The organism is Novosphingobium sp. EMRT-2 (assembly GCF_005145025.1).
Classification (GTDB): domain Bacteria; phylum Pseudomonadota; class Alphaproteobacteria; order Sphingomonadales; family Sphingomonadaceae; genus Novosphingobium.
Window position 1 is genome coordinate 251,130 of sequence record NZ_CP039697.1, and the last position, 26,528, is coordinate 277,657.

Consider the following 26,528-nt stretch of genomic DNA (forward strand, 5'->3'; position numbering starts at 1 on the left):
TGCAGAGAGTGAATCCCCGTGACGCTTTGGCTCGCCGTTCTGGCTCACCTTGCAAGTCTGACGCCGGCCACGAGTTCCGCACCGATACCGCCTCCGCACCCCGTGGTGCAGACCACGCCCGGTTGCGCGCAGATCCGGCAGGCGATGATCGTGCCGAAGTGGGCCAGCAGCACGCGCTTCGATGCGCTTGTCTCCTCCGATCCAGCCTCGAATCCGGGCGCTCTCAACGCCGAAGCCGCCAAACTCGCGGCCGACAAGACAGAAGCGGCACGTCTGTTCGCCGATCTTGGCTTGAGGGCCGATCCCGAGGCGGTGGCGGACATTGTCCTTTATCAGGCTCAGGTAAACCTCGAGGCATCAGCCTGTCAGGAGGAATTCGCAAACGACCCCGACCTCCTCAAGAACGTGGGCCGACAGTTCGCGCAAAGCCTGTTCCTCATGGAATTTGCCAGCAGCGCCGGCATCGTCGATGCCAGCAACCTGGACGATTTCGTAGAGGCGCTTTCACGCAAAATATTGAATCTCCAGGAGCCGATGCGCACCCGGGTGGCCGGCACCGTCGTCAACCTGAAAGGCAGGGACTTAGATCCCTGCGCCCCCCGACACCAGTCATGGCAGAAAGTCGTCACGCTGGCCTTCCCGGCCATGGCGATCGACTGGAAAAAGGAGTGCAGCGCGCGCGCCGCCGACAGCTCGTCGCCCCCGCAACCCTCGGGTGCCGCGCCAGCCCCTCCTCCCCTGGCGGCAACGCTGGAAGCGGTTGCTCCAATCACGCTGGATTGCCCACCCCGGCCAGACTCGGCGGCGGCTGTCGCGGATCACCTCGATGAACTTGCCAAGAACGTGCCCCCATCCGCGGATGCGATTCTGCGGCGCCTTGATGCGATCGATCGCTCGTCCTGTCTCTATCAGGCCGGAGACCTGCCCACGCGCGCGGATTTCGTCCGCAAGCGTCGTGCGATCATCTTGCAAGGGGCGCGGAAAGCCCAGCGTGCAGGGCAGTATCGTGATGTCGCCCAACTGCTGCTGGGCGGGATCGAGCGTGAGCGGCCATGGCTCCCCGGAGCCGATGCTCTAAACGACTATGGTGGGCAAATCATCAGCCTGTCGCAGACATGCCAGTGGGATTTTTCCGGCTGCGCGTTGCCACCCGCATGGCCCCATCTGCTGGAAGCGATCGGCACGCATTTCGCCCTTGCCGGCTTTGGACAGAGCCCGGTCGAGGTGAATGGCGATTGGGCGCATCCTGCCTTCACGTTTGTCGATGCACGCAGCGCCGAGGATTCTGGAGATTACGCGGGGGCGAAGAGTCTCCTCGATCAATTGCTGTCCCCTGCGCCCGACACCGTGGTTCCGTGGATCGGCCCGGTTCCGACGAGCGGCATGGTACGCCTGCTTATGGAAGAAAGATCACTGGCTCTTGGTGGGGACGCGGAGCGCCTTGGCAAGATACTGACGGCAACCACCTTGGTATCGGAAGAGCTGAACAAGGCGATGATCTCCCCAAAGGCTGGGAGCCTGAAGCTTTTCCTGCACACCGCGCGCGAGAGGCGTATCGGTGCCGACCACCGCGGAGAAGACGTGACGGCGCTGGGCGCCCTTTTCCAGGCGTTGACGGAAAGATTGAAGGGCGATCAGCTATCCGCCGATGAGACAAAGGCAATCGGTCAAGCCGCTGCCCAGGAACTCATCCCGTATGTGAAGAACGATCGCGAGCAGACCGCCGAAGCAAACTTTGCGATGTCCATGTCCGTCGAAAACGCCAAGAATCCCTATCAAGCTGCGGTCTGGATGAATTTCTCCGGCAATGCGTCGACCGCGCCCACGGGCATGGACGCCATCAACCTTGCGGCTTGGTACATCGATCGTTCCGATTGGCCGATGAGCCAGGATTATTCTCGCGGGCTCGGCTATATCGCCGCCGAGGATGCCCAGCACGGCCTGGATCTTCTGGCCAAGAGCAACGCTTCGTCCAACGATCTTCCGATCGTCGAGGCATTGCGGTTGCACGCGACGCGAAACCTGGCCGTGTTGGCTGCAAGCGGAAGCGACCTCCGCCTCAACGCGCTGCTGTCCCTTCCACCGGAAGACCAGGAAGACTGGTACTATCGGGAGAGGGACCTTGCCCTCGAATATCGGTCGCGCGGTGACCTCCCCGAAGCGGAGAAGTGGGCACGCTTCCACTTGGCACATCCCAGCGATCAAGGATGGTGGGACAACACGGCGGCGCACGTCCTTCTGGCCGATATCGTATTTCAGGAGGGCAAGACAGACGAAGCGGCGCAACTCATCGCCGAAGTCGACAAGTCGGGCAAGGGCATCGATCCCTCCATCATGTTCGACAGGGAATTGGAAGAGCGCCTGCGCGTACGGCTCGCGCTGGCCCTGCACCATCCGGACTCGGCGCTTGAAAGGGCCATCCAGTCTTTCGACCAAAGCATGCACGACGCCGAAGCCGTCTTGTCCGACGAGGATGATGGCGTTGCGTCCGATGAAACGATGGCACGATCGCAGGCTCGGCTGGAAGCCTTTCAGGTACGTCCGCTTATGGAGCGCCGCCGGTGGGCCGTATCGACCGACTACATCTCCGATAACCAGATCCAAAATCTGATCGAAGTTGCTGCCGCGCAACCCGTCAGACAAGGGCGGAAGGATGGCGATTCCCTGTCTTTCATCGGTGCGCAGCGTTTGATCGGAACACGCGCCAGCGATACGTTCTACCGCGCCGCGTTGCGCGAGAGCCTCCCGAACATCCCTGCACGCGCGAATGCCAGATGCGGCAAAGCGCGTCTTGAAGCCCTGCTGCGCCGCGGTGAAGATGCGGCCGAACGCGCGACCAGTGCCGGCGAGGCGGCAAACGCGGGATCTGTTGGCGTGTTAGCGGCACGGGATGATCTGCGAACGCGCTTCCCCGGCGCTCTGGGTGCGGCCGAAGCCGCGGACGAGGCCGACGCGGACAATAGGGCGCTCCGCTCGGAAACTGCGCTTTGCATTCCGTCGTTCGCCCAGATCATGGATGCGCGCCCCGTCTCCATAGAAGAGGTGCAGGCGCGGCTTGGCCCGCACGAAGGCGTGCTGGTGCTGGTCCCGGCGGCGCAGGACGTCTTCGTTTACGCGATAACGAAGGACAAGTCGGCCTTGGTCGACGCCGGCCCGGTCAAGCGGTTGGGCGGCCTGGTAACCCTGCTGCTGTGCGAACTCGATCGCGCCAAATGCGCCCGCCTCGATCCCAAACTTGCCTTAACCGTCCGAGACCCCGCCAGGCTGCTGTATTCGCTCATCTTCCCACCGCTGGGTGACACGTTCGACAGTGTCGATACCCTCTATACCGTGGGAGGCGGACCATTTTCGGCTATTCCCTTCGCGGTACTGAGGACCGGAGACCGTAACGGGGACTGGTTGGCCGAACGCTTCGCGCTGATTACATTACCGGGTGTCGCTAATTTGAAGCCGTTTGGCCCCCAAATGGCGGTCTCGCCGCGTGAGAGCCATTTTTTCGGTGCGGGAAATCCGGTTCCTCCCGCTGACCTGACCGCCAGCGCGGTGGTGCCGGGCAACGGGGCGAAGCGATCCGTCTGGGCATGGCATGACCAGGGCAGGCTGCGCATCGGCTTTGCGGCCTTGCCGGGAACCGCCCTTGAACTCAACGCGCTCAAAGACATTTTCGGCGCCGCCAAATCCCATGTTCTGATGGGGTTGAACGCAACCGAAGCGGCGGTAAGGCAGTCACCCTTTCTCAGAAATGCAGAAGTTGTTGAGTTCGCCACGCATGGTTTCCTGGCAGGTGATGCCGGGATGGCGGAACCGGGGCTGGTCTTTACGCCACCAGAGCGCCCGTCAGCGGACGATGACGGTTATCTGTCCGCTTCGGAGGTGGCTACGCTGCGGCTCCGCGCCCGCTTTGTGATTCTGTCGGCGTGCAATACGGCCGGCGACGCGGCCGCTTCGGAAAATCTTTCGGGCTTGGCCCGGTCCTTTCTCTTCGCCGGCGCCCAAGCCTTGCTGGTCAGCCGATGGCGCCTGAGCGACCAGGCCGCATCCCTGCTCACGGTCGAAGCCATGCTCGCGCAACGGGAAGATCCGACGCTGACCAAGGCTGCCGCTCTGCAGCGCGCGATGCACAACGTGCGGACCGGCAGGCGTCAAGATGGCACCGAACTGCAGGATTGGACGCCGGACCTGGCCGATCCCTTTGCGTGGGGACCGTTCGAACTGGTCGCGGATCGCAACGTGCCTTGACAGGAAGACATCCCGGTTGTTCGTGGCCGCCGTTACACTGATGCGCGGAATTGGATCGCGCGGCATAGCGCTTGCGTTCGAAGCGAAGGCCGCAGACAGTCGCCCTACTTGGCAACGGGGTGCAAATCATGGCGCTTTCTGGATTTCTGTTGGCTGCGGCAGCAGCGCTGGCCGGGCCAACCGCGCCGGTCCGTGAGGTGCACCCGCCCACGCCGGTGGCCCGGGCGGTCTGGCTGGCGGACTCCGCCTTGCGCGAACCCAGAACCGACGTCCTCGTGCTGGGCACGCCCCACCTCAGCATGCTTCCACCGGATTTTGATCGCGCTCAGTTCGAGCCGCTTCTGGCCCGTTTGCAGGCCTGGCGCCCCCGCATGATCATGATCGAGGCCGTGGGCGGCGCGCAGTGCGACTATCTGCGCACCTTCGCCGCCTTTTATCCGGGAGTTGCGGAGGATTACTGCCCCGACGCCAGCGCTGCGAGAGCCGCGCTGCACCTCGATCAGGCCGGCGCCGAGGCGGAAATTGCGCGGCGGCTGGCAACAGACCGGGCCGACCGCCCCGCAGCCGAACGGCGACGGCTGGCGGCGCTGTTTCTCGCTGCGGGGGATCCGGCTTCGGCCAGGGTGCAGTGGTTGCGTCTGGCCGAACCGGAGCGCATTGCGGCGGACGGCCTGACTGATGCCTTGCTGGGAACGATAGCCGCAATCGGCAAGCGGCCGAATGAAAATCGCGAAGTGGCGGCGGTGGTGGCCGCGCGTCTTGGGCTGGAACGCGTGTGGCCCGTGGACGATCACACCGGCGATCGCGCCTCCGGCCCCAGCAACGCAGAGATGGAGGCGACGATCCAGCGGCTGTGGGACAACCGCTGGTCGCACGAACGCAGACCGCTGCTCGAACAGGTTCCGGCACGACTCAAGAACGGAGCGGTGCTCTCGGTCTATCGCGACGAGAACAGCATCGCTGCAACCCGGTACGCCGTGGCGTCCGATTTTGCCGCCACGGCCGCCGATCCCTCCGAACAGCGCTATGGCCGGCGCTATCTAGCCTATTGGGAAACGCGCAACCTGCGCATGGTTGGGAACATGCGCGAGGCCATGGGGCCAACGCCCGGGACGCGGGTACTGGCCATCGTCGGCTCATCGCACAAGCCCTATTACGAACGCTATCTCGGGGTCCTGAGCGAAATCCGTCTGGTCAGTACCGACGAGGTTCTTGCGGACAAGCCTCGTTAGCGGCAGCGGCCCTCTCGCCGGGCAGGACTGAGTTCCTATCCGCTAGGGGCGCGGCATCGCGCCTCTGCCCCAAGAGGCAGGATTGCAGCGCGTCCCTGCGCGGATAACAGCTTGCCATGACACGGCTTATCCTCGTTCTGGGCGATCAGTTGACGCCCTCACTTTCGTCCTTGCGCGCGGCCGATCCGGCGAACGACGTCGTGCTGATGGCCGAAGTGGCGGCGGAAACGACCTATGTTCGACACCACCAGAAGAAGATCGCTCTGGTCCTGTCGGCGATGCGCCATTTCGCGGCGGAGCTTCGCACCCTTGGCTGGAAAGTAGATTACGTCCGGCTCGACGATCCGGAAAACACCGGCAGCCTGCGTGGCGAAGCGCATCGGGCCATGGCACGGCATGGTGCCAGCGGCATCCTTGCGACCGAGCCCGGCGAATGGCGGTTGATGGAAGAGATGAGCGCCTGGGCCGAACTGTTGCCAGATACGCGGTTTCTGGCCGACCGCCACGGATTCGTACGCTGGGCCGAGGCGCGCAAGAGCCTGCGCATGGAGCATTTCTATCGCCTGATGCGGCGCAAGACGGGCCTGTTGATGGACGGCGAGCAGCCCGCCGGGGGACAATGGAATTTCGATCATGACAACCGGTCTCCGCCGCCGGGGGCATTGCGGTTGCCACAGCCCGCGCGCTTTGATCCCGATGCGATCACGCGGGAGGTACTGGAGCTGGTAGCACAGCGCTTCTCCGATCACTTCGGCGATCTTGAACCGTTCTGGTTCGCCACGACCCGATCCGAGGCCAAGGCCGCCTTCGGCCATTTCCTGCGCCATGGCCTGCGCGATTTTGGTCGGTATCAGGATGCCATGCTGAGCGGCCACCGATTTTTGTGCCACGCCGTAGTGTCGATCTACCTCAATCTGGGGTTGCTCGATCCGCTGGAAATGTGCCGGGCGGTCGAGGAAGAATGGCGCGCCGGCCGCGTGCCGCTGAACAGCGCGGAAGGTTTCATCCGGCAGATCATCGGTTGGCGTGAATTCGTGCGCGGCATTTACTGGTGGCAAGGCCCCGATTACGCGAAAGTCAACGCGCTGGATGCACGGCGCCCATTGCCATGGTTCTACTGGAGCGGCGAAACACCCATGGCCTGCCTGCGCGCCTGCATCGCCCAGACGCGCGAGGAGGCCTATGCCCACCACATTCAGCGGCTGATGGTGACAGGCACGTTTGCCCTGCTCGCCGGCGTCGATCCCCACGCTTTGCACGAATGGTATCTGACGGTCTATGCCGATGCGTTCGAATGGGTCGAGCTACCCAATACCATCGGCATGAGCCAGTTTGCCGACGGCGGTTTGCTGGCCAGCAAACCCTATGCCGCGAGCGGTGCCTACATTCAGCGGATGAGCGACTATTGCGGCGCCTGCGCCTACAACGTCAAGGCACGGGTGGGGCCACAGGCGTGCCCGTTCAACTTCCTGTACTGGCGCTTCATCGCCACCCATGCGGCCAAGTTACGGAGCAACGGCCGCATGGCGCAGATGGTGCGCGTATGGGACAAATTCCCGCCCGATCATCGGCGCGAATTGCTGGATCAGGCAGATGCCTTTCTGGCCGGTCCCGCGCTTGCGCCTGCCCCGTAAGCCAAACAAGCTGGCTGGTCAGGCGTGCTCGCACGCTCACCATGGTATGCGTGTGCCGTCCCAGGCAAAAAAGCCGCCGCTGTACTCCGGCGTGAGGCGGTCGATCACATCAAGCAGATGCTCGGCGGATGTTTCCGGCGAAAACAGCTGACCCGGCGCTACACCGGACTGGAATGGTCGGGAAAGGCCGGTGGCCACGGTGCCGGGATGCAACGCGACGATGACCGCCAGGGGATGCGTGCGCCGCATCTCGATGGCGAAATTGGCAATCAGCATGTTGAGCGCGGCTTTGCTGGCGCGATAGCCATGCCATCCCCCCAGCCGGTTGTCGCCAATCGAACCCACGCGCGCGGAAAGAACCGCAAAAACCGCGCGCCGGTCCTTGGGCAGCCTGGGCAACAAGTGTTTGGCGATCAGCGCCGGACCGATCGTGTTGACCGCGAACATCCGCGCCATGGCTTCGGGCTGTATCGCCCGCAGCGTCTTTTCGGGCATGACCGCTCGGGACTGGTCGTGCAGCAGACCGCTTGCCACCAGCACCAGATCGGGTGGTGTCTCCAGGATCGAGCAGGCATCGATGATGCTGTCTTCATCGGTCAGATCATACAGGAAAGGGGTCCGGTGCGGTCGAGGCGGCAAGGGGCGGCGCGATCCCGCATGGATCTGTGTATAGCGCCCGCAAGCGGCCAAGCGCTCCACCAGAGCGCCGCCAACGCCGCCACCGGCACCGAAGACAACCGCGCAGCTCATCGCGCGAGGCCTTCCCAAACAGGCCACGCCTTCGCCCACAATACCCCGCGTTTATGATCGCGTTCGCCATGCCAAGGCAGGCAGGGCATGACCGCATGCACCGTGTTCGCCGGTTGATTGCCCAATGCGTTCGCCTTTTCAACCCGTGCCAAGCCAACCGTGGCCTGTCTCATAGACACGAGGGCGCCCGAGGGGAGCAATATGCACGACAGGGCACATTACGCCCGGTGCCAGGGCCGGGCCGATGCAGGGAAGATCTCGCTCCCCCGACACGCGGATCACGAGGCCGGGCGGTACTCCCGCTTGAGGATGGCAGCGCGGATGCGGGTGTAGTGTTCGCCTTCGAAGTCATAGAGGACAAGGCTGTTCAGGTAACGGCGATCGCCCTTGTTCATCGGGCCGGAGACGAAGTCGGGCAGGTCTTCCAGCGCCAGGAACTCCGATTCCAGCTCCGCCGCCAGCACCTTGCCATCGTGGAAGCACTGGAGCACGTCGATGGTCCGCTGCGTTACCGCCTTCACCGGGCGATAGAAATCGACGATCGCCTGCCGCCCGACCAGTTCGGTGCCGTTGCCGATTACCAGCCGGATATCGGGCGCGTAAAAGCCGCACAGCGCATCGTAGTCGCTGCGGTTGAACGCATCCATGTAGGCGCGGAAGCGCTGTTCGGGCGTCATGCCCCGCGCGCTCCCTGCCCGCCGGAAAACCGCGCGGAACGGACGCGCGCGAAATGGCCATCGGCGATGTCGTAGAGAATGAAGTTCACGCTTTCGCGCCGATCGCCCTTTTTCATTGGGCCGGTCGGCATACCGGGCCAGTCCTCGCGCGCGACAAGGCGTGTGCGCACCTCGGCCACGATCCGCGTGCCGTCCGCCGCCGCAACGAACGCCAGCAGATCCAGCGTCTCGTCCAGCCGGGATTTCACCTTGCGATAGAAGGCCAGCACGGCATCGCGCCCGATCACTTGGGCGGCCTGCCCCTGGAAGATCACGTCGTCCGCGTAATAGGCCCCGAAGCCGGCGAAGTCGTTGTGGTTGAAGGCATCGACATAGGCTTCGAACCATGGCCGCAACGGGCGCTCCATGCTCATGCCGCCGCCTCGCTTGCGACGAAGTAGTCGCGGCGCAGGGAGCGTGCGGCCAGCAGGAACATCGCCCCGGCGATGAAGAACACGCACACCGCCGACATCAGCGCCGACCGCACGCCCGTTGCCGCCGCCGCCGCGCAGGCCTGCTGCAAGGCATCCACCGCCTGCGCTCCCGCCTTCATCGCATGGCACTGCGTGAGATACTCGCCGCCATGGAAAGCAGAGGAGGCGAAACGATCGCTCATCCAGCCGACGAAAGTCGGTCCGCCGCCATAGCCGACCAGCGTGTAGAACATGCCGAACACGGCCGCCCCGGTCGCGCGCATGCGCGGCTCCAGCAGGTTCTGGATCATGCCGATGGTGGGGCCGTAATAGAGCAGCAGGAAGCAGCCCGAAATCACCAGCAGCACGGTGCCCAGCGCGGGCGATGCCGCGCTGAACGCGATCCAGTAGGAGAACGGCGCAATAAACAGGCCGATCGCGGCGCCCCACGCGGGCCAGCGCCCATCGCCGCGGCGCGCAAGCCAATCGGTGCCGAACGAGCCGATCAGCAGGCCGCTGCCCAGCGCCAGCGCCGAGATCGTGCCATAGAGCGCGCCCGCCGATCGCGCCGGCAGATCATAGACACGGCTGAGATAGACGGCGAGGAATTGCGAGATCGAACTCATGCCAAAGCCGGCAAGCGCTCCGCCCGCGATCACGAACATCAGCGCCGGCTTGCTGGCCACCACTTTCAGGAACGCCCGGAAATCGGGCGCCGGCGTCTTCACCGGCGGCATGTTGTCCGCCAGGCCCCGACGCGGTTCTCGCATCAGCAGGATGAACAGCAGGCCGATCACCACGCCCGGCAGGCCCATCACGATAAAGGCCGCGCGCCAGCCCCACATGCCCGTGACCGCGCCGCCGACCGAGGCGCCGATGAACGTGCCAATAGGTGAGCCCAGCAGGATCAGGCCCATCACCGAAGCCCGGCGTTCGCGCGGGAACAGGTCGCCCACCAGCGAAGACGTGGCGGGTTGCGATCCCGCCTCGCCCATGCCAACGCCCACGCGGCACAGCATCATCTGCGCGAAATTGCCCACGGCCGAACAGGCCATCGTCATCGTCGACCAGAACAGGATCGCGGCGGTGATGATCCGCACGCGCGACATGCGTTCGGCGAGGCGGCCGATCGGCACGCCCAGCACCGCGTAAAGCAGCGCGAACGCCAAGCCCTGCAGGATGCCGAGCTGGAAATCGGTCAACTGCAAGTCGACCTTGATCTGCTGCGCGGTGACGGCAAACACCGACCGATCGGCGAAATTGAACGTCGCGACCAGGAAGCTCATGGTGATGAAAGTGCGACGATAGCCCGTCGACACCATCCGTTCGTCATCGCCTGTCCGCATTGCTCTCCTCCGGGCGGCGCCTTACCGCTTTCGCTTGTTTCCGCGCCCGCTGCCGGCACGCCGTCTTTGCTCCCCGTGTGTGGAGGATGGTTGATGATTAATCAATACGATTTGCAAAAAAGTCAGGCCGGCTCGTTCAGCCTCACCAGATCTGCCAGCGTGGAGGTGACGGGCACGGGTACGCCGAGGCCTTCGGCCTCGCGCGCAACGGCACCGTTGATCGCCTCGATCTCGGTCCGGCGGCCTGCCAGCCGGTCCTGGAGCATCGATGCCTTGTGCTGGCGATGATGCGTCAGCGCGAAATCGATCTTGCCCTCGATCCGCGCGATATCGACGGACAGGCCCTTGGCCGCGGCGGTCGCCGCCACCTCACGCGCGATCGCGAACGCCACCCGGCGGCCGGCCGGGGTATCCATCCCGCCCACGGTCAGCCCGGTGACGGTCGCGATCGAATTGAGGGCGGCATTGAACGCAACCTTTTCCCATACCCCGCCTTCGATCGCCTCATCGTGATGCGCATCGATGCCGGCGCCGCGTAGCAGCGCAACAGCGGCCTGCGCACCCTGATCACCCTGCGGCCGGTAGCTGCCCAGCCTGACGGTGCCGTGGCCGTGCGAGGATACGCGGGTGGGCGCTTCCAGATCGGCGGGCATATCGGTCACGCCCATCAGCACCTGTTCCGCCGGGAAGACTTCGGCGATCGCTTCGGCGTTGCCGATGCCGTTCTGCAGCGTGAGCGCGAACGTGGATGCCCGCACAAGGTGCGCCACCGATGCAATGGCGGAAGCGCTGTGCATGGATTTTGTGAACAGCAGCACCAGATCGACCGGCCCGGCCACGTCTGCGGCCAGCTTTGCCTTGATGGGGATTCGCCGCTCGCCGTCATCGTCGGCCAGCGTGATGCCATCGCGGGCCAGCGATTCCAGCCGCGCGCGGTCCACGTCGACAAGCGTTACGGAAACGCCCGATTTCGCCAGCTTGGCCGCGAACAGGCAGCCCATCGCGCCGGCGCCGACGATCACCACTTCACGCATCCGCATTCTCCCGCATCCTTCGCCCGCGCGCCCGGGACGGGGCGGTGGCAAGCGCAGCCAGCTAACCAGTGGCCCCCGATCTAGCAAGCGGTGTGGCCCCGCCTGTTGCAGCGCCCTGCGCCAGCGGCAGCAGCTCGAACAAGCGCCGCGCGGCGGGAACTACGCTACCGCGCCGACGCGTATAGACATAGAAACGGCGCTCGATTTCCAGGGCCTTCACGCGGATCGGCTTGATGGCGCCCCGCTCCATTTCAGCATGAAGCAAAGGCATCGGCAGCCAGCCAAGCAGGGAACTGGCGGCAACGGTCGCCAGCATGGTGCCGATCGACGCGGTTTCGACCGCCACGTCGGGCAGCGCTTCGCCCTGCGCGGTGACGAGGCGGTGAAACAGCATGCGCGGCGTGCTGCCGATCTCCGGCATGGTCCAGCGCTGCTCCAGCGCCGCGCTCAACGGCACGTCCTTCGCCTCGGCCAGCGGATGCCCCGCGGCGGCGAAGACGGTGTAGGTATCGGTGTAAGCCAGTTCCGCCATCGGCCAGATGTCGGGATGCGGCGCCAGTTCCGGGGCGATCACCACGTCGATCTCGCGCCCGGCCAGCGCCTGGACCAGCCGGTCTTCGGGCGCGTCCAGCAGGTCGATGTGCAGGCCGGGCGCCATGTCCAGCAGAGCCGCGACAATGCCGGGCAACATCGGGCGCGCCACGGCCGCTACCGCGCCCACGCGCAGGCGCGCGCGGCCCAGCCCACGCAAGGCATCCAGCGCGGCGGTCGCCTGCTCCATCTCGAACAGCAGCAGGCGGGCATGGGAAATCAGCGTTTCGCCGGCGGCGGTGGGGGCCATCCCCTTGCTGTGCCGATCGAACAGGGGCTGGCCGAAGCGCCGCTCCATCTCGCCGATCAGGCGGCTGAGCGCGGGCTGTGTCATGAAGGCCGCCTCGGCCGCCCGCCCCAGGCTGCCCCGGTCGACCACGGCCAGGAACGCCCGCAATTCTCGCTGATCAAAAGCCATGCGCAATTGTTATGACTTTCGCACGATTCTGCAATGGTGGCGATAGCCGCATCGACCGATAAGACCGCCGAGGAATGGAGAGGAACACGATCATGCACACCGTTCGCGATGCAACGCTGTCGCTGCTGCGCACGCTGGGCATGACCACGGTGTTCGGCAATCCGGGGTCGACCGAGCTGCCGATGTTCCGGGACTTCCCCAAAGACTTCCGCTATATCCTGGGGCTGCAGGAATCGATCGTGATGGGCATGGCCGATGGCTTTGCCCAAGCGACCGGCAATGCCGCGCTGGTCAACCTGCACTCGGCGGCCGGCGTGGGCCATTCGCTCGGCAACCTGTTTACCGCGTTCAAGAACCAGACGCCGCTGGTGGTCACCGCCGGCCAGCAGGCGCGGTCGATCCTGCCGTTCGAACCGTTCCTCTTCGCCGAACGCCCCACCGAATTTCCGCGCCCTTACGTGAAATGGGCGGTCGAGCCCGCGCGCGCGCAGGACGTGCCCGCCGCGATCGCGCGCGCCTATTATGTCGCGATGGAGCCGCCTTGCGGGCCCACGTTCGTATCCGTGCCGGTGGACGACTGGGACCAGCCCTGCGATCCGATCGCGCCGCGCCGCGTCGTTGCACGCAATCCCGGCGACCCGGCGATGCTGGACGAGATCGCCGGCGCGCTGGCGCAGGCGAATGCCCCGGCCTTCGTGCTCGGGGCCGGCATCGCGCGCGATGGCGCATGGCAGGAAGCGATCGCGCTGGCGGAACGCCATTCGGCAAAGGTCTGGGCCGCGCCGTTCGCAGCGCGCGAGGTTTTCCCCGAGCGGCACCCGCTGTTCGCGGGTTTTCTCAACCCGGGCCGCGAGGCGATCGTCCGCGACCTTTCCGGGCATGACCTGATCCTGGTCGTGGGCGGCCCCTTGTCGCTCTACCACACCGAGGGCTTCGGCCCGCACCTGCCGGAAGGCGCGCAACTCTACCATGTCGTCGATTCCATTGCCGTGGCAAGCTGGGCTCCCGATGGCGCAGCCGTGATCGCGGACGCCAAAAGCGCGCTGGCGCGCCTGCTGGAAGGACCTACACCGAAGGCACGCGCGGTGCCGGCCGTCCGCGCAACTCCTGCGCCGCTCGCGGCAACCGGGCTGACCGACGCCTACCTGCTCCAGCAAATCGCCCGCCTGCGCCCCGCCGGATCGGTGATCGTGGAGGAAGCGCCATCCAGCCGTGGGGCCATGCACGATCATCTCCCGATCCTGGATGCGGGCGGCTTCTTCACCTGCGCCAGCGGAGGGCTTGGCCACGGACTGCCCGCCTCGGTCGGCGTCGCGCTGGGCCGGCCCGACGCCAAGGTCATCGCCATTCTCGGCGACGGATCGAGCATGTACGCCATTCAGGGGCTGTGGTCCGCCGCGCAATTGGGCTTGCCGATCAGCTTCGTGATCGTGAACAACCGACGCTACGAAGCGCTGGTCAACTTCGGCCGCCACTTCGGCTTGCAGCAGACGCTGGGGACCGCGCTCAACGATATCGACTTCTGCGATCTTGCGCGGGGCCAGGGCCTTTCGGCCGCGCGCGTCGATACGGTAGAAGCGCTGGACGGCGCGCTGGCCGCTTCCTTCGCGGCACCGGGGCCAACGCTGGTCGAAGTGCTGGTGGATTGACGAAAACCGCCATGAACGGGACGCCATGAACGGGATAAGGACAATGTTCACCGGACGCCTTTCGGACCTGATTGACGATCGTCCCGATGAAGGCATCTTCCGCGTCAGCCGGGCGATCTTCGATGATCCCGGCGTCTTCGAGCTGGAAATGCGCCAGATCTTCGAACGCGGATGGGTATTCCTCGGCATCGCTGATCAGGCGCGCGATCCGCACGACTTCTTCACCACCGATATCGGCCGCGTGCCGGTGCTGGTCAGCCGCGATGGCGAGGGCGCCCTGGCGGCCTTCGTCAACTCCTGCCCGCACCGTGGTTCGCGCGTGGCGCAGACACTGGCCGGCAACGCCCGCTTGCACGTGTGCCCTTACCACAGCTGGAGCTTCGACAGCGCGGGCCGCAACAAGAACGTGAAACTGAAGCGCGCCGGCTGCTACGCCGAGAGCTTCGACGCGCAGAGCCACGACTTGCCCGCCCTGCCCGCCTTCGGCGAATATCGCGGCTTCCTGTTCGGCAGCCTCGATGCCGATGTGCCGCCGCTCGCAACGCACCTGGGCGAAGCCGCGAAGCTGCTGGACCTCGTTGCCGACCAAGGACCGGACGGATTCGAACTGGTGCCCGGCGCGGTCACGTTCACGTTCCAGGCCAACTGGAAGCTGCAACTCGAAAACTGCTCGGACGCCTATCACTTCACCTCGACGCACCCGTCTTACATCCGCATCCTCGAACAGCGGCAGACCGCCAACACCGGCGTCGCGGTGAAATCGGTGTGGGAAAGCAGCGATTACTGGCGCGAGGACGCGCAGGGCGTGGCCGGTGGCAGCTTCAGCTTTCCCAACGGCCACGTGCTGAACTGGGGCATTTTCGGCGTGACCGAGGCGCTGCCGCTGTTCGAGCAGGCCGAAGCGCTTGCCGAACGCCACGGCGCCGCCAAGCGCGACTGGATGTTCAACATGCGCAACCTGTCGATCTTCCCCAACCTGCAGATCGCCGAAAACGCATCCAGCCAGTTGCGCGTCATCCGCCCGTTGGCACCGGACCTCACGGAAATGCGCACCTGGTGCATCGCCCCCAAGGGCGAAAGCGCGCAGGCGCGGCGCCAGCGGATCCGGCAGTACGAGGATTTCTTCAACCCCAGCGGCATGGCCACCCCCGATGATACGGTAAGTTACGAGAACTGCCAGCGTGGCTTCGCCAGCCGCGTCGATCCCTGGCTGCAAGGCTATTCGCGCGGCACGACAGCCAGCAAGGCCGGCGGCAACCCGTTCTCCGACCTGATCGGCATGGAGCCCGCCCGCAACGTGCTGGCCGATGCGCAGCTTGGCGATGAAACACTGTTCCAGAGCTATTATCGCGAATGGGCGCGCCGCATGGCGGGAGTGATCGAACAATGACCCTGTCGCTGAAAGACGCCGAGGCCCTCCTCTATCTCGAAGCGGAATGCCTCGATGAAAGCCGCTGGGACGATTGGCTGGATCTCTATGCGGAAGATGCCTGCTTCTGGATGCCGGCATGGAAGAACGAGACCGAAACGACCACCGATCCCGAGGCCGAGCTTTCGCTGATCTATTACAAGGGGCGCAAGAACCTGGCCGATCGCGTGTGGCGCGTGCGATCCGGGCAATCGGTGGCCTCCACCCCGCGCATCCGCGCCGTCCACCTGATAACCAACGTCAGGTTGACGGCGGCCGACGAAGCGGGCGCGCACGTCGCCGCGAATTTCGCGGTCCACCTGTTCGACAAGCGATCAGGCCGGACGCACGCCTTTTTCGGGCGCTACCGGCACGACCTGCGGCGCGAGGGCGAGCGCTGGGTGATCGCCGCCAAGACGATCGTGCTGCTCAACGATACGATCCCCACCGTGCTGGACTTCTACTGCATCTGACCAGCGCGACGCACGCCTCAGCCGGCCTCTGTCCTTCCGCCCCCGACTTTTGGAAGAAACAGCGCGAGCAGTCCAATGGCCGGTAGGAACGCGCATATCGCATAGACGCTTTCGATACCGAACCGGTCCGCGACCTCGCCCAGGACGGCGGCCCCGACACCACCCATCCCGAACGAAAAGCCGAAGAACAGGCCCGAGATCATGCCGATGCGCCCCGGAACCAGTTCCTGCGCGAAGACGACGATCGCCGGAAAAGCCGAGGCCAGGATCAGTCCGATCAGCACCGTCAGCGGGCCTGTCCAGAACAGGCTGGCGTGCGGGAGCAGCAGCGTGAACGGCAAAGCCCCGGCGATCGAGAACCAGATGACGTACTTGCGCCCAAACCTGTCGCCCAATGGCCCGCCGGCGATCGTCCCCACCGCGACCGCGCCGAGGAAGACGAAGAGATGGATCTGCGCAACCTGCACCGACACCCCGAAGCGGTGGATCAGGTAAAACGTGAAGTAGGAACTGAGACTGGCCAGATAGACGTACTTGGAGAAGATCAGCGCGAGAAGGATCGCGATGCCGCCCAGCACCTTGCCGCGCGGAAGGGCAAAGCTCTCCTTGTGCTGTCCACTTCCCGACGAAAGCCGGGTCAGGCCATGATCCCGGTACCACCGGCTGACGTTCCACAGGATCGCGCAGGATAGAAGCGCCAGAAGCGCGAAGAACGCCAGGCTCGACTGCCCCCACCGCACGACGACGATTGCCGCCGCGAGCGGCCCGATCGCCGAGCCGGCGTTTCCGCCGACCTGGAACATCGACTGCGCCAGTCCGTGCCGGCCGCCGGCGGCCATGCGCGCCACGCGCGAGGATTCCGGGTGAAATACCGAAGAGCCCATGCCCAGCATCGAGGCGCCGACCAGCAAAAGCCAATAGGTGTGCGCGACGGACAGGACCATCAGCCCACCGAGCGAGAACAGCGTTCCGCCCGGCAGCGCCAGCGGTGTCGGCCGCTTGTCGGCATAGGCGCCGACCAGTGGCTGCAGGATCGAAGCGGTCACCTGATAGGCCAGCGTCACCAGCCCGATCTGGCTGAAGCTAAGCCCCAGCTCGCTTTTCAAATTGGGGTAGATCGCCGGCAGCAGCGATTGCATCATGTCGTTGAGCAGATGGCAAAAGCTGATCGCCGCGATCACGCCGAACGCCGTGGTGGTGGTGTCGGAACGAGGGGATTTGGCTGGGATCGTCGTCATCATTGGTTTCCGTTGCATACCATTCTCCGCTAGAGCTTCCACCCCTGGCCCGCATTCCTCTATGGGTCTTTCATTTGCGCGAATGGGACATCGACGTGCCTTGGAACGATCCCGCCCTCGTCGAGCACATCGATCGTCCGATCGTGGGCATCGGCAACGAGTATCCTCCCGCGTTCGAACTCGATTGGCACGAACACCGGCGCGGCCAGCTGCTCTATGCGGCGCGGGGCGTTGTGGTGGTCAGCACACCTCACGGGGCCTGGGTTGCGCCGCCCGAGCGGGCGGTCTGGACGCCCGGCGGCTGCCCGCACGCCGTGCGCATGATCGGGGCCGTCAGCACGCGCAGCGTTCTCATCGAGCGTGACGCAACAGGCTGGCTGGGCGACGCCAACAAGGTCATCCAAGTCTCGCCGCTGCTGCGCAGCCTGCTCGAGGCCGCATGCGATATTGCGCCCGAATACGACCCCGCGAGCCGCGATGGCCTCGTCATGGCGCTGCTGCTGGCCGAAGTCGCCCAGGCCCCGACCGTGCCGCTCGCCGTGCCCTTTCCCAAGACGGCCGAGCTCGCGCGCAAATGCCACGCCTTTCTCGAAGCCCCCTGCTCGCATGACACGATCGACCGCTGGAGCGCCGATCTGGGCATGGGGCGGCGCGCGTTCACCCGGGCGTTTCGCAAGGAGACCGGGCTTAGCTTCGGCGCGTGGCGGCAACAGGCCTGTCTGCTGGTTTCGCTGCCACGGCTGGCCGCCGGCGAATCCATCACCACCATCGCGCTGGACCTGGGCTATGACAGTCCCTCCGCCTTCACCACCATGTTCAAGCGCCACATCGGCGTCGCGCCCAGCCAGTACCGCCAGCCCGTTTCGGGGCGTTGACGGCTCTGCCATTTCATCGTCCCGAAAACGGATGGCCGTTTTCGGCGCTCCAGAATGCCAAGCGTTGCGACCGATAATCCGGGCGACGGAAGAGATATGGAATGCCCCGCCCGAGGCTCAAGCGCCGGGGATGAAGGCCTTGATCCAGTTGATGATTTCAGCACGACGCCGGCTATCGTCCGTAATGTCCTCGTCCACGCCCAGTTGCCAGGCGAGGCCGACGTCCTGCGGCGCGGCGGCAAGCCCGGTCAGTACTTTGACATAGGCATCGAGCGCGGGGCGATCGGCAAAGAAGCCCTGCGCGATCATGTCATCGGCATAGAGCGTGTAGAGCTGGACCAGCTGCGCGATGTCGAATTCCGGGTGGTACTGCACCGCCCATACCTCGCTGCGCCCGACCGGAACGATCGCGGCCTGCACCAGGCTGTGCGCGTTGGACGCGAGCAGCGTGGCACTGTCCGGCAAGCGCGTGACTTCGTCGTAATGGATGCAGGGCGCGTCGAACACCGCGCCCTTGCCCGCGAACATCGGGTGATCGGCACCCGCTACCGTGCGCACGATCTTGCGCGCGAAGCCGACCTCGCGCCCGCGCGGGTTGTATTCGACCTGCCCTCCGGCGGCCATGACGGCGATCTGCAGGCCCCAGCAGCTTCCGAACACCGGCAGACCCGCTTCGGCCGCGTCGCGCAGCATGGCGATCTGGTTGGTGACGGCGAATTCCTTGTCATAGGCATGAAGCGACGAACCGGTGACGACGAAGCCGTCGTAATCGGCGAACGAGCGGCCACCGGGGATAGCCCAATCCGCATCGGCCGCGTTGACCACGTCCAGATCGAAACCGGGAAAATGCGCCAGGATCGCCAGCGCGTAGATCTCGCTGGACGAACGCACGCCCAGTTCGGCCGCACGCGCGCGTTTGTCGGCGGTATTGCCTTCCATCAGAAGCAGTCGGGTCATCGGGGATCTCTAGTGTTGCGATTGCAAGGTATCCGCGCGGTAGCGCTGCGGCGGCACGCCCACCCAGCGGGTGAAGGCGCGCGTGAAATTGGAATGCTCGGCATAGCCCAGCCGCAACGCGACTTGCGCGATCGAGCATTCCGGGCGGGTGCGGAATTCCAGCATCGCCTGCCGCATCCGGCATTCGTCGAGCAGTTGCTGGAAAGTCAGGTGGGCCTCGGCCAGCCGGCGCCGCATGGTGCGGCTCGACATGCCGATCTCGCTGGCGAGTTCATCCTGGTTGATCTCGCCCTGCGACATACGCGCGAAGATCATCGCGGCCAGCCGATCGCGCGCGGGCTCGGCGCGGCGCTTGCGCGCGATCTGCGTCGACAGGCCCTTGAGATTGCACCTGGCTTCGGATGGCGGCATCGCCGCGTCGAGCATGGCGACCGGCAGGCTCAGCGAATTGACCTCGCCGCCAAAGCTCAAGCGGCTGAGCGGCATGGCAAGCCCCGTATCGCGGCGCGCGCATTCGAACCCCAGCTCGATCTCGTCCATCGCGTCGGGCACGGCCATGCGCACGATGCGGGCGACGATGCCAAGGCTGAACATGGCGTCGTGATGGCGCGGCCAGATGTCGGGATCGAGGATGCGGTAATTGACCGTCGCCGTCCCGTCCTTGACCTGAAAGTCCAGCGTGGTCGAATCTTGGAGCAGTTCGAAGTGGTCGGCAAAGCGGCGCAGGGCCGCGCCGAGCGTCTGGGCCGAGGTGATCGCGGTGCCGATCTCCCCCAGTTGCGCAAGATCGTAGTTGAGGCCGATCGTCCATGTCGCGGCCGGATGATTGGCCCGCTCGCCAACGGATTCCGCCATGCGCGCGAAACGCTTGAGCGATATGCGGTTCGACGTGGCGACGTCGTCATTGTCGAGGCCTGCCCGGGCAAGGGCTTCGTCGGGTTCGATACCGAAGGCGGGCATGGAGTCGGTCCACCCGCAAAGCGCTTCGGCCTGTACTGCCGGTTGGCTCATGGCTACTCCCCTATACGATAGTCGGAATGCGATTCCCGATCTTGACAGGAGCGTAACGCAGCCTCGCCATTCCAAATTATCCGAAACGGTCATTGGATTGATACTTTCGATCAAATCCGGAGCTTGCTTTGATCGGGAATGCCACTTGGCCAGTCCTGCCAAGTGAACCTGCGGCCGCTGTCCTAGGAACTGGCACCTTCAAGGGGAGGGACTCGCATTGGCCCAGCAATACGACGTCGACAGTCCGGCAGCCGTTGTCAGCGCGATCGTGCTGGGCACGCTGGGCGTGCTTTCGTTCATCGTCCAGCCCGCGCTGGTGCAGGGCTTCGTCACCCACCTGCATGTCGGCGAACCGGAAGCCCTGAACCTCGCCGGCATCGAGATGCTGGGCGTCGCCATCTCCTCGATCGCCATGGCGCTGGGTTCGCACCGGTACGACTGGCGGCGAGTCATGGCGGCGGCGCTGCTCGTCGCCGCGCTGGGCAACGGCCTTTCGGCCATGGCATCCGGCGGCGGCACGCTGTGGGCAGCCCGCTTCATCGCCGGGCTGGGGCACGGCGCGATCATCACGCTCAGTTTCACGTTCGTCGGGCTAACCCGCAAGGTGGACCGCAACATCGCCTTGTATCTGGCTCTGCTGCTAACCTACGGCGCGATCGGCGTGTGGCGGATGCCGGCGTTCCTCGACCGCTTCGGCCTACCGGCCCTGTTCTGGCTGTTCGCCGCACTTCTCCTTCTCGGGCTGGCCACCGTGCGCAACGTGCCGCGCACGCACGAGGCGCGGGCCGAAGTGCCCGAAGGCGCGCGCGATCTGCCGCATGGCATGGTCGCGGTCGCGCTGGCGGGGGTACTAGCCTACAACATTGCGCAGGGCATCGCCTGGGCCGTGCTGTTCCTCGTCGGCATCGCGGCCGGTCTTGGCGAACAATCCGTGGCCGACGCGCTGTTCGCTTCGCAAGTGCTGGCGATCGGCGGCGCGCTGGCGTCGGTGTTCCTGGCCGGTGCGCTGGCGCGCGATCGCGCGATCATGATCGGCATTCTCGGCGGCGGAGCATGCATCGCGCTCCTGCTCGCCCATCCCGGCATCGTCCTGTTCGCGATCAGCGTCTGCGGCTTCAACGTGCTGTGGAATTTCGTCCTGCCGTTCATCCTCGGCACCGTGGGCGAGTTCGACACGCGCGGGCGCATGATCGGCCGCGCCGTGGCGATGCAGATGCTGGGGCTTGGCACCGGGCCGTTCCTGGCCGGGCTGCTGACCAACGGATCGAGCTATACCCTGGTCGAACTGGCGTGCATCTTCTTCTTCCTCGCCAGCTTTGCGCTGCTGCTTCTGCCGATGCAGGCGCACCGCCGCCTGCTCGCGCCGCAGGGCTGAGCGCTCCCGCACGCACGGCGCGCACGGCGTCTGCCAAGCGGAAATGTCCCGATCTGCCAAGCGTGACAGGACGCATCGGTATCTCCTGCAATCGACACCGGCGCGTCAGCCGCATGGCGACGATCCGGGCGACACAGGGAGATTACGCAATGACGCAGCCGCATCATCGACTGTTCCACGCTTCGCCGATGGCCATCGCGGCGGCCGTCGCGGTTATCAGCGCCACGCCGGCCTTCGCCCAAACGCAGCCGGCCGCGGAAACGACCGAAGCGCCGCAGCAGGGCTTCGGCGATATCGTCGTCACCGCCAACAAGCGCAGCGAGAACCTGCAGAAAGTCGGCATTTCGGTCTCGGCCTATTCGGGTGATCAGCTCAAGGCGCTCGGCATCACCGATACCACGCAGATCACTCAGCAGATCCCGGCGTTCCAGTTGAACGCATGGTCGCCCAACGTCACGATCTTCAACCTGCGCGGCATTTCGCAGAACAACTTCACCGATTACCTCGAAGCCCCCGTCGCGGTGTACATGGACGATGCCTACATGGGCTCGATCAACGGCATTTCCGGCCAGTTGTTCGATACCAAGCGCGTGGAAGTGCTGCGTGGGCCGCAGGGAACGTTGTTCGGCCGCAACGCCACCGGCGGACTGGTCCACTACATCAGCAACGATGCCAGCCAGGCCGATTTCAACGGCTATGCAGAAGCCAGCTACGAACGCTTCAACCGGCGCGCGCTGGAAGGCGCGGTCGGCGGTTCGATCGTGCCGGGGCTGCGCTTCCGCGTGGCCGGGCGCGTGGTCAAGGCGGATGGCTACATCAAGTCCGCCGCGGCGCTGCAGGGCACCTATGACGGCAACGGGCAGGATCTGGGCGGCGAAAACGCCTGGGCCTTGCGCGGCACGGTACAAGCCGACATCGGCAGCGACGGCAAGCTCGATCTGTGGTTCAAGCACAGCGAGGACAACCACGTCGCCACCGGCGGCTATGTCTTCGACAACTGCGATCTGCTCGCCAACGGCTATTGCCACGTCAATCCGGCCGGCCTCAGCGACGGCACCGGCGGCGTCATCAACGGCATCACCGGGGCCAAGGCCAGCCCCTATCAGAACTTCTCCAACGATCGCGGCAACTTCGACCGCCGGACCGACATCTACCAGGGCAAGCTGGTCAAGAAGTTCGGCGGCGTGGAACTGACCGCCATCACCAACTACACCGATCTCAAGAAGTCCTATGCCGAGGATGGCGATGCCCTTCCCGTCACCGTCATCCAGTTCCTCACCACCGCGCGCTACAAGCAATTCAGCCAGGAATTGCGCCTTTCTGGCGACAGCGGCCCGTTCCGCTGGCAGGCGGGCGCCTATTACCTCAACATGAAGATCGCCGGCTCGCTCACCACCATCGGCGCGCCGGTGCTGGGCACCGCCTTCGCCATCAACGGCGCGGCCAACGATCCACGCGTGGTCGAGGACTATACGCTGCGCTCGAAGAACTGGTCGCTGTTCGGCCAGGGCGAATACGATCTGTCCGACAAGCTGACCGTGATCGCCGGCGCGCGCTATTCCAAGGACAACAAATCGATCGACTATACCTCGCGCCTGATCGACACCGGCTTCCCGACCGTCGTCCGCGCCACGGACGCGGCGTTCGCGGCTGTCGTTCCCGGCATCAACCGCATCAAGTATGGTGACTGGGCAGCCCGCGTCGGCCTGAACTACAAGCCGAATCCCGATACCCTGCTGTTCGTATCCTGGAACCGCGGCATCAAGGGTGGCAACTGGACGCTGAGCGCCGATGTGACGCCCGCCAACTTCCGCCACGATCCCGAACGCCTCAATTCGTTCGAGGGCGGCGTGAAGTGGTCCAACGCCGATCGCACGCTGCGCGCCAACCTGACCGCCTATCACTACATCTACGACAACTATCAGGCGTTCTCGGTACTGGGCGGCCTGCCTCAGGTGAGCAACAGCGACGCGCGCGCCACGGGCACGGAGCTGGAAGTGTTCTGGCAGCCGGTCAAGCGGCTCAACGTGAACCTTGGCGCGACGTGGGAGACCACCAAGGTCAAGCAGATCCTGGGGCCGGGCAGCCAGATCGGCCCCGAATTCTTCCCCGGCGCGCCCGATGCGCAATATTGCGCCAACCAGGGTGACGGGTCCTTCCTGTGTACTTATCCGCAAACCACGATCAACAACGCCAAGCTGCCGAACGCGCCGAAGTTCAGCATCAACTACCTGCTGCGCTACAACATCGACGCGTTCGGCGGCAATCTGGCGGCGCAGTTCGACGGCGTGTGGTACGACGACCAGTATCTGGAAGTCACCAACGGCGCTTCCTCGCTGCAGAAGGCCTACAACGTCTCGAACGCATCGCTGACGTGGACCACCGCCAACGACCGCCTTTCGGTCCAGGTGTTCGGACGCAACGTGTTCGACAAGGCCTACCGCGCCTACACGCTTAACCTCGGTATTCTCGGCACCACCTCGGTCTATGCCAAGCCCGCCACCTATGGGGCGAGCGTGACGGTGCGCTGGTAAGACCCGCGCCCGGAAAGAGATGAGGGCGACGCCGGGCCGGATTTTTCTGGTCCGGCGCTGCCCCCTGCCGGCCGCCCCGGACTACCGGACGCTTTGCAATTCTGGCCATTCGGGCCTCGCCGCAAAAGGAATTGATCCTAAGCATCATGCTGCGCTGCAACTGCGGCCTTCGATCAATTGCATTTTCGGGACGGGCCATAGCTTTCGTTTCGTGAACAGAAGCCGGCCGCGCCGATTCAGCGGCGGCATGAACAGGGGAGTTCATCATGGGGGTCCACCGCACATTGGGACGCACGTTCGGCCTGCTCGGTACGTCGATGCTGGGGGCGATGATCGTCGCCGCGCCGGCTTTCGCGCAGGAAGCGCCGCAATCCGCCACGGAAGGCGCGAACGACGCCAGCGGCGAAATCATCGTCACCGCCACGCGCAAGTCCGAAGCGCTGAGCAAGGTTCCACTGAGCGTCAGCGCCTTTTCGACCGAAACGCTCGACAAGCGCGGCGTGCGCGATTTCAGCGACGTGATCCGCCAGACGCCGGGCGTGGTCTTCGAAGCGACCAACACCACCACCAATATCGCGATCCGCGGCATCAATTCGACTGTCGGCGCGGCAACCACCGGCGTCTATATCGACGATACGCCGATCCAGGTGCGCGCGCTAGGCTACAGCGGCGGCAACGCCTATCCGGTGATCTTCGATCTGGAACGCATCGAAGTGCTGCGCGGCCCGCAGGGCACGCTGTTCGGCGCGGGTTCGGAAGGCGGCACGATCCGCTTCATCTCGCCCCAGCCGAGCGCCTCCACCACCTCGGGCCGCATCCGCTCGGAACTGTCCTTCACCGAAGGCGGCGCGCCGAGCTATGAAATCGGCGGAGCGTTCGGCACGCCGATCGTGCAAGACAAGCTGGCGATCCGCGCCAGCGGGTATTACCGCCGCGATGGCGGCTACATCGACCGGGTGCGCTTCGAGGACAAGTCGGTCGTCCAGAAGAACGCCAACTGGAACGAATCCTACGTGGGCCGCGTGGCGCTGGCATGGACGCCCACGCCGCAGCTGACGATCACGCCCTCGGTCGTGTTCCAGAAGATCAACACCAACGACAGCGGCGAATCCTGGGACAATATCGCCGCCGACCAGACGCAGCCGAGCGTGCCCTTCTCCGACTATGCGAACAACAAGCTTCTCAACGGCAACCGCGTGCGCGAATGGAGCAAGGACCGCTTCGTGCTGCCCTCGCTCAACATTCGCTATGACCTGGGCGGCGCGGACCTGATCGCGATCGGTTCCTACTTCGACCGCAAGCAGACGTTCGTGTCGGACTACACCACGTTCGACCAGAGCCTGTTTACCGGCATCACCCTGCCGATCTTCCCCAACCAGTCCGCCTTCAGCGACTTCGTGAACACCCAGAAGAACTGGACCGGCGAACTGCGCCTCCAGTCGACCACGAAGGATTCAAAACTGTCGTGGGTGATCGGCACGTTCTACCAGCAGGCCAAACAGACCTCGATCCAGCAGGTCAACGACACGTTCTTCTATCAGTACGCGCCGTTCCTGGCCGGCATCCTCCCGCCTTTGGTCAACGGAAAGCTGATCTACGATCAGGCCACCACGTCGAAGGACACGCAATACGCGGTCTATGGCCAGGTCAACTACAAGCCGGTCGACCGGCTGACGCTGACGGTGGGCCTGCGCTATGGCGAGACCAAGTTCGCGATCAACTCCTTCGCGCAAGGCCCCGTGGTCGGCCCGTCGGTCACCGACGTCGGCACGCAGAAGGAGCATCCGTTCACGCCCAAGTTCGGCATCGATTTCCAGGTGACCGACCGCACGCTGATCTACGGCTCCGTGTCCAAGGGCTTCCGCCCCGGCGGCTACAACCCGCAAGTGGGTTCCCCCTGCGGTCCGGAACTCGCCTCGCTTGGCTATCCGGGCGGCCGTCCCAAGCTCTACAATTCGGACTCCGTGTGGAGCTACGAACTGGGCCTCAAGACGCGCGTCGCGGACGGGCGGCTGGGCATCCAGGGCAGCGCCTACCAGATCGACTGGAAGAACATCCAGCAGTCGGTGGCGCTCAATTCCTGCGGCTTCCAGTTCACCGGCAACCTCGGCAACGCGCGCAGCCGCGGCTTTGACCTGCAGCTGGACCTGAAGGTGAGCGAACAGTTCTCGCTCCAGGCCGAAGTCGGCTATACCGACGCCAAGTTCCTCAACACCTTCCTGGGCGGCCCCAGCGCGACCGTGCCTTCGGTAACCAAGGGCAACCACATCGCCTCGCCGCCGTGGACCGTCTCGGTGCATGGCCAGTACGACATCCCGCTTGGCGACAACAAGGCCTACGTCCGCACCGACTTCGACTACCGCGCCTACCAGAGCGCGCTGACGCCGGGCATCGATCCGCGCAACGGCGGGTCCGACCCGACGCTGTCCAACCCGCCGGCCGTGAAATCGTGGTCGATGCGCGCGGGCTACCGCTTCAGCGGCGTTGACGTTTCCGTGTTCGTGAACAACCTGCTCAACCAGCACATCTGGGCCGGGCGGCGTTCGCGCGACAACGGCTTGTCCACGATCTACCGTTCGAACATCGTGCGTCCGCGCACGTTCGGCCTGACCGCCGCCTACAGCTTCTAAGGCGA

19 protein-coding genes are annotated in these 26,528 nt (G+C 65.0%); 10 read left to right on the forward strand and 9 right to left on the reverse strand.

Annotation, left to right across the window (positions count from 1 at the left end; translation table 11 throughout):
* Positions 1 to 18 precede the first annotated feature (18 nt).
* From FA702_RS19280 to FA702_RS19290, 3 genes are all read left to right on the forward strand, one after another.
* Positions 19 to 4,239 carry a CHAT domain-containing protein gene (locus FA702_RS19280; protein WP_168196148.1) on the forward strand — a complete coding sequence of 1,407 codons (4,221 nt, stop codon included), beginning with the start codon at positions 19 to 21 and terminating at the stop codon, positions 4,237 to 4,239.
* Between the two features lie 149 nt (positions 4,240 to 4,388).
* Positions 4,389 to 5,471, forward strand: coding sequence for a DUF5694 domain-containing protein (locus FA702_RS19285; protein ID WP_136957735.1), 1,083 nt, complete (start codon positions 4,389 to 4,391; stop codon positions 5,469 to 5,471).
* Between the two features lie 116 nt (positions 5,472 to 5,587).
* Positions 5,588 to 7,105: a cryptochrome/photolyase family protein gene (locus tag FA702_RS19290; protein ID WP_136957736.1), complete on the forward strand. Its 1,518-nt coding sequence runs from the start codon at positions 5,588 to 5,590 to the stop codon at positions 7,103 to 7,105.
* A 36-nt stretch (positions 7,106 to 7,141) separates the two neighbouring features.
* On the opposite strand, the gene FA702_RS19295 is transcribed toward FA702_RS19290, so the two are convergent.
* From FA702_RS19295 to FA702_RS19320, 6 genes are all read right to left on the reverse strand, one after another.
* Positions 7,142 to 7,855 (reverse strand): SDR family NAD(P)-dependent oxidoreductase, encoded by a 714-nt coding sequence (locus FA702_RS19295; protein WP_136957737.1) that lies wholly within the window; start codon positions 7,853 to 7,855, stop codon positions 7,142 to 7,144.
* Between the two features lie 278 nt (positions 7,856 to 8,133).
* Positions 8,134 to 8,532 (reverse strand): nuclear transport factor 2 family protein, encoded by a 399-nt coding sequence (locus tag FA702_RS19300; protein WP_136957738.1) that lies wholly within the window; start codon positions 8,530 to 8,532, stop codon positions 8,134 to 8,136.
* Positions 8,529 to 8,945 (reverse strand): nuclear transport factor 2 family protein, encoded by a 417-nt coding sequence (locus FA702_RS19305; protein ID WP_136957739.1) that lies wholly within the window; start codon positions 8,943 to 8,945, stop codon positions 8,529 to 8,531. Before FA702_RS19305 ends, FA702_RS19300 begins: the two co-directional genes overlap by 4 nt.
* Positions 8,942 to 10,330, reverse strand: a complete 1,389-nt coding sequence (locus FA702_RS19310) for an MFS transporter (protein WP_136957740.1) — start codon at positions 10,328 to 10,330, stop codon at positions 8,942 to 8,944. Before FA702_RS19310 ends, FA702_RS19305 begins: the two co-directional genes overlap by 4 nt.
* Positions 10,331 to 10,452: 122 nt before the next feature.
* Positions 10,453 to 11,370, reverse strand: a complete 918-nt coding sequence (locus tag FA702_RS19315) for a ketopantoate reductase family protein (RefSeq protein WP_136957741.1) — start codon at positions 11,368 to 11,370, stop codon at positions 10,453 to 10,455.
* 55 nt (positions 11,371 to 11,425) lie between these two features.
* Positions 11,426 to 12,373 carry a LysR family transcriptional regulator gene (locus FA702_RS19320; protein WP_136957742.1) on the reverse strand — a complete coding sequence of 316 codons (948 nt, stop codon included), beginning with the start codon at positions 12,371 to 12,373 and terminating at the stop codon, positions 11,426 to 11,428.
* Positions 12,374 to 12,465: 92 nt separating this feature from the next.
* Here FA702_RS19320 and mdlC point away from each other — a divergent pair, with 92 nt between their 5' ends.
* From mdlC to FA702_RS19335, 3 genes are read left to right on the forward strand one after another with little or no spacing between them, the layout of a single operon-like run.
* The gene (gene mdlC / locus FA702_RS19325; RefSeq protein WP_136957743.1) at positions 12,466 to 14,022 is read left to right on the forward strand and encodes a benzoylformate decarboxylase; all 1,557 of its coding nucleotides are present in this window, start codon (positions 12,466 to 12,468) and stop codon (positions 14,020 to 14,022) included.
* 43 nt (positions 14,023 to 14,065) lie between these two features.
* Positions 14,066 to 15,412: an SRPBCC family protein gene (locus FA702_RS19330; RefSeq protein ID WP_136957744.1), complete on the forward strand. Its 1,347-nt coding sequence runs from the start codon at positions 14,066 to 14,068 to the stop codon at positions 15,410 to 15,412.
* Positions 15,409 to 15,903, forward strand: a complete 495-nt coding sequence (locus FA702_RS19335; protein ID WP_255504897.1) for an aromatic-ring-hydroxylating dioxygenase subunit beta — start codon at positions 15,409 to 15,411, stop codon at positions 15,901 to 15,903. Before FA702_RS19330 ends, FA702_RS19335 begins: the two co-directional genes overlap by 4 nt.
* 17 nt (positions 15,904 to 15,920) lie before the next feature.
* On the opposite strand, the gene FA702_RS19340 is transcribed toward FA702_RS19335, so the two are convergent.
* Positions 15,921 to 17,141, reverse strand: a complete 1,221-nt coding sequence (locus tag FA702_RS19340) for an MFS transporter (protein ID WP_136958079.1) — start codon at positions 17,139 to 17,141, stop codon at positions 15,921 to 15,923.
* 95 nt (positions 17,142 to 17,236) lie between these two features.
* Here FA702_RS19340 and FA702_RS19345 point away from each other — a divergent pair, with 95 nt between their 5' ends.
* Complete coding sequence (locus FA702_RS19345) at positions 17,237 to 18,016, forward strand: helix-turn-helix domain-containing protein (RefSeq protein ID WP_136958080.1); 780 nt, start codon at positions 17,237 to 17,239, stop codon at positions 18,014 to 18,016.
* Between the two features lie 117 nt (positions 18,017 to 18,133).
* Here the strand turns inward: FA702_RS19345 and FA702_RS19350 are convergent, their stop codons facing one another.
* Both FA702_RS19350 and FA702_RS19355 read right to left on the reverse strand, forming a co-directional pair.
* Positions 18,134 to 18,973, reverse strand: coding sequence for a type 1 glutamine amidotransferase (locus tag FA702_RS19350; protein ID WP_136957746.1), 840 nt, complete (start codon positions 18,971 to 18,973; stop codon positions 18,134 to 18,136).
* Between the two features lie 9 nt (positions 18,974 to 18,982).
* Positions 18,983 to 19,984, reverse strand: coding sequence for an AraC family transcriptional regulator (locus FA702_RS19355; RefSeq protein ID WP_168196149.1), 1,002 nt, complete (start codon positions 19,982 to 19,984; stop codon positions 18,983 to 18,985).
* A 217-nt stretch (positions 19,985 to 20,201) separates the two neighbouring features.
* On the opposite strand from FA702_RS19355, the gene FA702_RS19360 reads away from it, so the two are divergent.
* The 3 genes from FA702_RS19360 (at position 20,202) to FA702_RS19370 (ending at position 26,523) form a co-directional block, all read left to right on the forward strand.
* Positions 20,202 to 21,359, forward strand: a complete 1,158-nt coding sequence (locus tag FA702_RS19360; protein ID WP_136957748.1) for an MFS transporter — start codon at positions 20,202 to 20,204, stop codon at positions 21,357 to 21,359.
* Positions 21,360 to 21,508: 149 nt separating this feature from the next.
* Positions 21,509 to 23,893, forward strand: coding sequence for a TonB-dependent receptor (locus FA702_RS19365; RefSeq protein ID WP_255504898.1), 2,385 nt, complete (start codon positions 21,509 to 21,511; stop codon positions 23,891 to 23,893).
* A gap of 266 nt (positions 23,894 to 24,159) precedes the next feature.
* A complete protein-coding gene (locus FA702_RS19370) occupies positions 24,160 to 26,523 on the forward strand; it encodes a TonB-dependent receptor (RefSeq protein WP_255504899.1) in 2,364 nt (787 codons plus the stop codon).
* Positions 26,524 to 26,528 lie beyond the last annotated feature (5 nt).

What these genes read in the sequence shown, in the direction of transcription:
- FA702_RS19290 (WP_136957736.1), top strand. Translation starts at nt 5,588, where the DNA reads ATGACACGGCTTATCCTCGTTCTGGGCGATCAGTTGACGCCCTCACTT.
- FA702_RS19295 (WP_136957737.1), bottom strand. Translation starts at nt 7,855, where the DNA reads ATGAGCTGCGCGGTTGTCTTCGGTGCCGGTGGCGGCGTTGGCGGCGCT.
- FA702_RS19300 (WP_136957738.1), bottom strand. Translation starts at nt 8,532, where the DNA reads ATGACGCCCGAACAGCGCTTCCGCGCCTACATGGATGCGTTCAACCGC.
- FA702_RS19305 (WP_136957739.1), bottom strand. Translation starts at nt 8,945, where the DNA reads ATGAGCATGGAGCGCCCGTTGCGGCCATGGTTCGAAGCCTATGTCGAT.
- FA702_RS19310 (WP_136957740.1), bottom strand. Translation starts at nt 10,330, where the DNA reads ATGCGGACAGGCGATGACGAACGGATGGTGTCGACGGGCTATCGTCGC.
- FA702_RS19315 (WP_136957741.1), bottom strand. Translation starts at nt 11,370, where the DNA reads ATGCGGATGCGTGAAGTGGTGATCGTCGGCGCCGGCGCGATGGGCTGC.
- FA702_RS19320 (WP_136957742.1), bottom strand. Translation starts at nt 12,373, where the DNA reads ATGGCTTTTGATCAGCGAGAATTGCGGGCGTTCCTGGCCGTGGTCGAC.
- mdlC (WP_136957743.1), top strand. Translation starts at nt 12,466, where the DNA reads ATGCACACCGTTCGCGATGCAACGCTGTCGCTGCTGCGCACGCTGGGC.
- FA702_RS19330 (WP_136957744.1), top strand. Translation starts at nt 14,066, where the DNA reads ATGTTCACCGGACGCCTTTCGGACCTGATTGACGATCGTCCCGATGAA.
- FA702_RS19335 (WP_255504897.1), top strand. Translation starts at nt 15,409, where the DNA reads ATGACCCTGTCGCTGAAAGACGCCGAGGCCCTCCTCTATCTCGAAGCG.
- FA702_RS19340 (WP_136958079.1), bottom strand. Translation starts at nt 17,141, where the DNA reads ATGACGACGATCCCAGCCAAATCCCCTCGTTCCGACACCACCACCACG.
- FA702_RS19350 (WP_136957746.1), bottom strand. Translation starts at nt 18,973, where the DNA reads ATGACCCGACTGCTTCTGATGGAAGGCAATACCGCCGACAAACGCGCG.
- FA702_RS19355 (WP_168196149.1), bottom strand. Translation starts at nt 19,984, where the DNA reads ATGAGCCAACCGGCAGTACAGGCCGAAGCGCTTTGCGGGTGGACCGAC.
- FA702_RS19365 (WP_255504898.1), top strand. Translation starts at nt 21,509, where the DNA reads ATGACGCAGCCGCATCATCGACTGTTCCACGCTTCGCCGATGGCCATC.
- FA702_RS19370 (WP_255504899.1), top strand. Translation starts at nt 24,160, where the DNA reads ATGGGGGTCCACCGCACATTGGGACGCACGTTCGGCCTGCTCGGTACG.